The following is a 7,078-nucleotide window of genomic DNA, read 5'->3' as shown; positions in this document are numbered from 1 at the left end:
GCGAATTCTGGAACCGCTCCGCACGGCATAGCGACTTCGGCACCGCCCTCGTCCGCGGCGACGGGACGATCCTTGCGCGGGCTCCCAGGCTGAATCCGGCCGTCCTGACGCTTCACCCGTCGAACGAAACCTTGAAGGCGAACCGGCGCGGCGAACAGGATACGTACGTCGGCATGTCGAAGAGCGATGCGACGAAAAGGATGTATGCGGTCCGCAGGATCGGCATTTTGAACGTGTACTTGGTGAACGGCATCGGCATGAAGGTTATCCTGGCGCACTGGAAGAAGGACCTTGCATTCTACGGAGCAGTCTTCGTAGCGGCGACGGCGGCCCTTCTCCTGTTGTCCCTGCTGGCGCTGAAACGGACGCGGGAAGCGCAGCATGCCGTACGCCACTGGCAGGAGCTGGCGATACGGCTGAAGGAGAGCACCGAGGATCTCGGGATCACGACGCAACGTCTCCAACTCGCCACCGGGTCCGGACGCCTGGGGATCTGGGACCTGAACGTTCCGGAAAACATCCTGATCTGGGACGACCGGATGTTCGAGCTGTACGGGCTCTCCCGGGACGCCTCCCCGGGCGGGGTCGGTGCATGGGAAGGCAGTCTCCATCCCGACGACCGGGAATCGGCCGTGGAAGCCTACATGGCAGCGCTTCGCGGAGAGAAAGGGTACGACACCGACTTCCGCGTAGTCCTTCCGGACGGATCGATCCGGCATATCAAGGCGTTCGGCGACGTGATCCGGGACGAGGCCGGGAAAGCGGTCCGGATGATCGGCATCAACGAGGACATCACGGAGCGGAAACGGTCCGAGGAGGAGCTGGGGGCGTATCGTCAGAAGCTCGAGGAGCTGGTGGAGCGGAGAGCGAACGCGCTGATGGCCGCGAACCGGCAGCTTCAGCAGGTGAGCGCCTACAACCGGCGCCTGATCGAAGCCAGCCTCGACCCGCTGGTGACCATCGACGCGTCCGGAAAGATCACCGATGCGAATTGCGCGACGGAAAAGGCGACCGGATACCCGAGGAACCACCTGATCGGGAGCGATTTCTCGGACTATTTCACAGAGCCCGCGCGTGCCCGGGCCGGGTACGAGCAGGCGTTCCGGGAGGGGTCGGTGCAGGATTACTCGCTCGAGATCCAGCACCGGAACGGGACCGTGACCCCGGTCCTGTACAACGCCTCGGTGTACCGGGACGACACGGGGGAAATCCTCGGGGTGTTCGCGGCGGCCCGGGATATCACCGAGCGGAAACGGGCGGAAGCGGAGCGCAACCGGCTGGAGGAACAGGTACGGCACTCCCAGAAGCTCGAAAGCCTCGGCGTCCTCGCCGGTGGAATCGCCCACGATTTCAACAATCTCCTGATGGCGATCATGGGGCACACCGATCTCGCCCTCTCGGCGCTCCCCCCCGCGGCCCCGGTACGGATGCATCTCGATGAAGTCGAAAGGGCGTCCCGCCGCGCCGCCGACCTCTGCCGGCAGATGCTGGCCTATTCGGGGAAAGGGCGGTTCGTCATCGAGTCGCTCGACATGAACGACATCGTGAGGGAGATGGCGGACATGCTCGGAACGTCCATCTCGAAAAAAGCCATTCTGCGGTACCGGTTCGCCCCGGACATCCCGCGGGTGGATGCCGACGCCTCGCAGATCCAGCAGGTCGTCATGAACCTCATCATCAACGCATCGGAGGCGATCGGCGACAACTCCGGTGAGATATCCCTCACCACGGGCGTGGCGGATTGCGACCATGTCTACCTGCGGGAAATCGGCGGGGAGGAGCTTCCCGAGGGGCGGTACGTCTTCCTCGAAGTCGCCGACACGGGATCCGGGATGGACAGGGAGACGCAGAAGAAGATCTTCGATCCCTTTTTCACCACGAAGTTCACCGGCCGCGGGCTCGGTCTTGCGGCGGTCCTCGGAATCGTACGAGGACACGGGGGAGCGATCAAGGTGTACAGCGAAGTGGGGAAAGGGTCGACGTTCAAGATTCTCCTGCCGGCGGCGGCCAAGGCCACGGCGCCGGTCGTGGGCACGATGGCGCCGGATAAGGATTGGAAGGGGACCGGAACCGTCCTGCTGGTCGACGACGAGGAGATGGTCCGGCAGGTCGGGGTCGGAATGCTGGAGTCCCTGGGTTTCCGGGTGCTGACCGCGTCGGACGGACAGGAGGCGGTGGAGCTGTTCCGTTCCCGCATGGACGAGATCCGTTGCGTCGTCCTCGACCTGACGATGCCTCGAATGGACGGCGAGGAGACGTTCCGGGAGATCCGCCGGATCCACCCCGGCGCCCGCGTCATCCTCACCAGCGGGTACAACGAACAACAGGTTTCGCAACGATTCACGGGGGAGGGGCTCGCAGGGTTCATCCAGAAGCCGTACAAGCGGAACGAATTCCAGGCCAGGCTTTGCCGGGTCCTCGAGGGGGAAACGACGGGCGCCGCTCCGCCGTGACGGCGGGACGACGCCCGCGCGGGCGGGGGACTACTCCTTCGCCTCGGTCAGCGCCCGGATGATCGTCCGGCTGAACGCCGGAAGGTCTTCCGGCTTCCGCGACGTGACCAGGTTTCCGTCGCGTACGACTTCCGAATCCTCATACCGGGCTCCCGCGTTCACCAGGTCGTCCTTTATCGCGAAGAAGCCGGTTGCCTTCCTGCCCCGCAGCACGTCCGCCGAAACCAGCATCCACCCCCCGTGGCAGATCGCGGCGACCACCGATCCCCGGGCAAACACGTTTCGGACCAGATCCACCATGGCCTTGTTCCGGCGCATCCGGTCGGGAGCGTAGCCGCCCGGGATGACCACGGCGTCGAAGTCGGCGGCGTTCACATTCTCCGCCGACGCGTCGGGAGTGACCGGATACCCGTGCTTGGAGGCGTACCCGCCCGCGCCTCCCCCGACGATGGTCACCCTGGCCCCCGCCTCCCGGAACCGGTGCACGGGGTACCAAAGCTCGAGGTCCTCGTAGAGATCCTCCGCCAGCACGGCTACGTGCTTCCCTTCCAGCTCCATCGTCCCCTCCCGACGTCGTTTCCGATTCCGGCAGCTCATCGCCCGGTACGGTTTTCTGCTCCCCCGGATATCTCCCCGTTGGGGACCATATCGGAAGCGATGGATCGGATGGAAAACCAGATCGAAATATTGCGCCAGGCCCTGGAAGCGTTCACGTCCCGGTCGGATGCGGACGAAATCGTGTCGGAGCTGGAACGGTTCCTTGCGCGCTTCGTGCCGCACGGTCGCAACGCGATCTGCTTTTTCGAGGGGGAAGGGCTCCGCCTGCACGACTCCAAGGGCGAGTCGAGGAACGGCGCGATCCCCGACAACGCGCTCCTGCGGTCGATGTTCCGGAAGAAGATCCGGGAGGCCGATCGCCCGATCCTCCTTCCGATGCCGGGAAGCGATCCCGGGGATGGCGATTCGTGCGTTCCGATCGAAAGCGGTGTCTACCTGGCGGTTCCCATGCGCGCGGGGGTCCGGAACACCGGATGCGTCATCCTGGAAAGAAGCGATCGGGAACCGTTCGATGAACCCCGTGCCCTGCTCGCGCAGCTCCTTGCGAACGAGGCCGCCATCGCGCTGGAACACGCCCGGCTCCGTCAAAAAGTCGAGATGCTCACCACGATCGACCCGCTGACCGGTCTGCATACCCGGAGGCAGTTCGACGCCGCCTCCCGGATCGAGTTCCGGCGCTCCCAGCGTTTCCGGTTGAAGCTCTCGGTCGTCATGATGGACATCGACCACCTGATGCGGGTGAACGACGGTTACGGACGTGTCCTGGGCGACAAGGTTCTCGCGGGGGCGGCGGACGTATGCCTGCGCGGGATCCGGTTGACGGACCTGCACGCGCGGTACGGCCCGGAGGAATTCTGCTTCCTGCTTCCCGAGACCGACCAGAGGGGGGCCCACGTCCTCGCGGAGCGGCTGCGGGGGGCCGTTTCGGGCCTTCGATTCGAATCCGACAAACGGAGTTTTTCCGTGACGGCGAGTTTCGGCATCGCGGAGCGTCAGCCGGATACCGATTCGATCGAAGCGCTCCTTGCGCAGGGCGACCAGGCGCTGTTCCGGGCGAAGAGCGAGGGGCGAAACCGGATCGTGACGTGGACCCCCGCGTGCAAACGGGTCTGGTGACCCTCCGCCTCCGCGGAATTCCTCCTTCAGGGACCCCCGGGTTTCACTTCGACGTATCGCCGCTGGATCCCGAACTCGAGGGCCCTGTCGACCTCGTCCTCCTTCATCGCGATGTCCACGCGATGGCTGAACCGCCGATGCGTCCGGTCGAGGACGACACACTCTCCGTACCCGTCGATGTTCAGGATCGTCTCCGGATCCACGAAGTTCGCCGCGCAGATCTTCAACCCCTGCATCACGAGGCGGCAGAGGTTTTTCCCCGTCGCCCCGATGCACGGCTCGCTTCCGGTCTGCTCCCTCACCCCCACGTTGTAGGCGGTCACCTCCCGGACGGCCCCGGGCGCCGGGTTCCCGTCGGGTCCGGCGCGGTCGCCGGCGGCCAGGCGTTCCGGACCGCTCCCCGGCGCAAGCCGCGCCGGCACGTCGTCTCCGGATCCCGCGAACAGATTCACCACGCCGATCACGAAAGCGAACAGGATGGTTCTTTTCATCGCAGTCCCACCTCCCGTCCCGGACGAAGGCGCGAGCGTCAATGACAGGGTATACCCATCGGGACAAGATTGGCGATCCGTCCGGAATTTTCTGAATTTCCCCGTGATATCGCCGATATGCTCACTGCGGCCGGCGATCCGATTCGTCGCCCGCGTGGAAACTGAACCTGGAGGAGTTCACCGTAGATGAAAACCGATAACCGGATCCGATTCCCGATCCCGTTGCTCCTGCTGTACGGGGCGACCCTGTCGTTCCTCCTCCTGGTACTGGTCGTCAGCCTCCGGACCGGCATCCCCATCTGGAAATTCACGGTGGACCCCGCGGCGCTGATGGATGCGAACCCGTTCACCGGCGTCGTATCGAACATCGGGGTCCTGGCGTGGTGCGCCTCGGCGGCGGTCTGCTTTTTCAGCTTCGCGCTCCTCCGGGAAAGGGGATCCGACCGCGAATTCCCGACCTTCCTCCTGTTTTCGGGGCTCATCACCTGCCTGCTCCTGTTCGACGATTTCTTCCAGTTCCACGAATACGTGTATCCGCGGCTCTTCCGGATCAGGGAAAAGTTGGCGTTCGGGATGTACGGCTTGCTGGTGCTGCTCTACCTCGCCAGGTTCCGGAAGACCATCCGGGAGACGGAGTACCTGCCCCTCCTGGTTTCGTTCGGGTGCTTCGGGGTCTCCGTCCTCTTCGATCGGTTCCCCCACAACCGGGAGGTCGCCCTGCTGGAATGGCATTATCTGTATGAGGACGGAGCGAAGCTGATGGGGATCGTCAGTTGGTTCGCCTATTTCGCGGGAACCGCCTTCCGGGCGCTGCGGAGTTCGCCGGGGAACCCGGAATTGCGCGAAGGATGAATGTACGGAGTACGCCGGGGCGCCTCCTACCGGGAGAGCTGCCCCTTTCGGTACTGCACGTAGCCGTCGCGTACGGCAAGGTACGGGTCGACCGCCGCCGCCTTGATGTCTTCGTACTCCCCGATTCGCAGGGAGGTATCGTTGACCGCCTGGCCGGCGCGGATCGCGACCGCCGTCCGGAAGTCGACCAGGACGTTCAGGGGGTTCAAGAGCGAGTCGCCTCCGAGGCCGGCGGCGTCCCGCAGGGAAGAAGGGCCCAGGAACGGGAGGACGAGGTAGGCCCCATGCCCCAGTCCGTAGGTGCCCAGCGTCTGCCCCGTGTCCTCCTCCGAGACCGCGATATCCCATTCGTTCTTCGCCGTGTCGAAGAGGCCGCCCATCCCGATGGTCGAATTGATCGTGAAGCGCGCCAGTTCCCGGCCGGCCCCCCGCACCTTTCCCTGCAGAAGGCTGTTCACCAGCCGGACCGGCATCATCACATTCGCCAGGGCATTGCGGATCCCGATGCGGGCGGGCTCGGGCACGAGGTAGGAGTACCCTCGCGCCGCGGGCTTCAGGAGCCAGAAGTAGAGGCGGTCGTTGAAGACGAAGAACGCCCGGTTGACCGGTTCGATCGGGTCGGCCACGCGGACCGGCGGCTTCTCCGGGAGCGGCTCCGTTTCCTCGAGATCGGGATCCCCGGCGTCCACCGAATCCGCCGCCGGCACCTCGACCGACTCCCCGCCGCCGGAAACCGTTTCCGGCCCGGGGACCGGGACCGAAGCGCCCGTCCCTCGCGACGGGCACACGGAGATCGCGGCGAACAGCAACAACCCGGCGAGGACCGGACGCCAACGGGTTCCCGGCGTATTTGCCGTTCCTTCGATCATCCGCATCCCCCTTCACGAATCCCGCCCGCCTTCCCGCGGGTGGCACCATTATATAGTCCCGCGCCCGTTCCGTCGCCCGGGGAGGACCGGAAAGAACCGGCCGGGCCCGGATACGGGCGGGCGTGATAGAATCGGGGGCGATGGTGATGGTCTTCGGACGGATCGGGGCGGAAGCCCTGCGGCGGATCGACGTCCTCGGGAGGACGGGCCTCTTTCTGCTGGAGTCCATCGCGCAATGTTTCGTCCCTCCGTATCGCCCCCGGAGGATCGTCGAGCAGATCCACTTCGTCGGCGTCAAATCCCTCTTCGTCATCGTCCTCACGGCGTCCTTCACCGGGATGGTCCTCGCGGTCCAGGGGTTCCACACCCTCCGGAAATTCGGGTCGGAGGGTCTGCTCGGATCGGTCGTCGCGCTCTCCCTCATCCGGGAGCTCGGTCCGGTCCTCACGGCCCTGATGGTCATCGGCCGGGCGGGCTCCGCGATGACCGCGGAGATCGGCATCCTGCGGATCGGCGGCGTCATCATGGCGCTCGACTCCATGGCGATCGAGCCCAAGAAATTCCTCGTTTCCCCCCGGCTCGTCGGCTCCATCGTGGCCGTCCCCCTCCTCACGGCCATCTTCGTCGTCGTGGGGATCCTGGGCGGGTGGCTCGTGGGGGTGGGGCTCCTGGGGGTGAACGCCGGGGACTATTTCGGGCGCATGGAGCAGAGCGTGGAGCTCGCGGACATCACCGGCGG

General features: G+C 65.4%; 8 protein-coding genes. 4 read left to right on the top strand and 4 right to left on the bottom strand.

Annotated elements, in window-relative coordinates; all coding sequences use genetic code 11:
• Positions 1 to 112 precede the first annotated feature (112 nt).
• Complete coding sequence (locus HZB86_07535; GenBank protein MBI5905391.1) at positions 113 to 259, bottom strand: hypothetical protein; 147 nt, start codon at positions 257 to 259, stop codon at positions 113 to 115.
• On the opposite strand from HZB86_07535, the gene HZB86_07530 reads away from it, so the two are divergent.
• Positions 258 to 2,453, top strand: coding sequence for a PAS domain S-box protein (locus tag HZB86_07530; protein ID MBI5905390.1), 2,196 nt, complete (start codon positions 258 to 260; stop codon positions 2,451 to 2,453). The genes HZB86_07535 and HZB86_07530 overlap by 2 nt on opposite strands.
• 30 nt (positions 2,454 to 2,483) lie before the next feature.
• On the opposite strand, the gene HZB86_07525 is transcribed toward HZB86_07530, so the two are convergent.
• The gene (locus HZB86_07525; protein MBI5905389.1) at positions 2,484 to 3,011 is read right to left on the bottom strand and encodes a type 1 glutamine amidotransferase; all 528 of its coding nucleotides are present in this window, start codon (positions 3,009 to 3,011) and stop codon (positions 2,484 to 2,486) included.
• Positions 3,012 to 3,110: 99 nt separating this feature from the next.
• On the opposite strand from HZB86_07525, the gene HZB86_07520 reads away from it, so the two are divergent.
• Entirely contained in the window at positions 3,111 to 4,127 is a 1,017-nt protein-coding gene (locus HZB86_07520) for a sensor domain-containing diguanylate cyclase (GenBank protein MBI5905388.1), read from the top strand.
• Between the two features lie 26 nt (positions 4,128 to 4,153).
• Here the strand turns inward: HZB86_07520 and HZB86_07515 are convergent, their stop codons facing one another.
• Positions 4,154 to 4,618, bottom strand: a complete 465-nt coding sequence (locus HZB86_07515) for a hypothetical protein (GenBank protein MBI5905387.1) — start codon at positions 4,616 to 4,618, stop codon at positions 4,154 to 4,156.
• A 186-nt stretch (positions 4,619 to 4,804) separates the two neighbouring features.
• Between HZB86_07515 and HZB86_07510 the strand changes: the two genes are divergently transcribed.
• A complete protein-coding gene (locus tag HZB86_07510; protein MBI5905386.1) occupies positions 4,805 to 5,470 on the top strand; it encodes a hypothetical protein in 666 nt (221 codons plus the stop codon).
• Positions 5,471 to 5,496: 26 nt separating this feature from the next.
• On the opposite strand, the gene HZB86_07505 is transcribed toward HZB86_07510, so the two are convergent.
• Entirely contained in the window at positions 5,497 to 6,339 is an 843-nt protein-coding gene (locus HZB86_07505; GenBank protein MBI5905385.1) for a VacJ family lipoprotein, read from the bottom strand.
• 140 nt (positions 6,340 to 6,479) lie between these two features.
• Between HZB86_07505 and HZB86_07500 the strand changes: the two genes are divergently transcribed.
• On the top strand, positions 6,480 to 7,078 hold a 599-nt coding region (locus HZB86_07500; GenBank protein ID MBI5905384.1), incomplete at its 3' end, for an ABC transporter permease.

The organism is Deltaproteobacteria bacterium (assembly GCA_016234845.1).
Classification (GTDB): domain Bacteria; phylum Desulfobacterota; class Deferrimicrobia; order Deferrimicrobiales; family Deferrimicrobiaceae; genus JACRNP01.
Note: the sequence above shows the minus strand (reverse complement) of the source record. Positions and strands in the feature narration are given on the sequence as shown.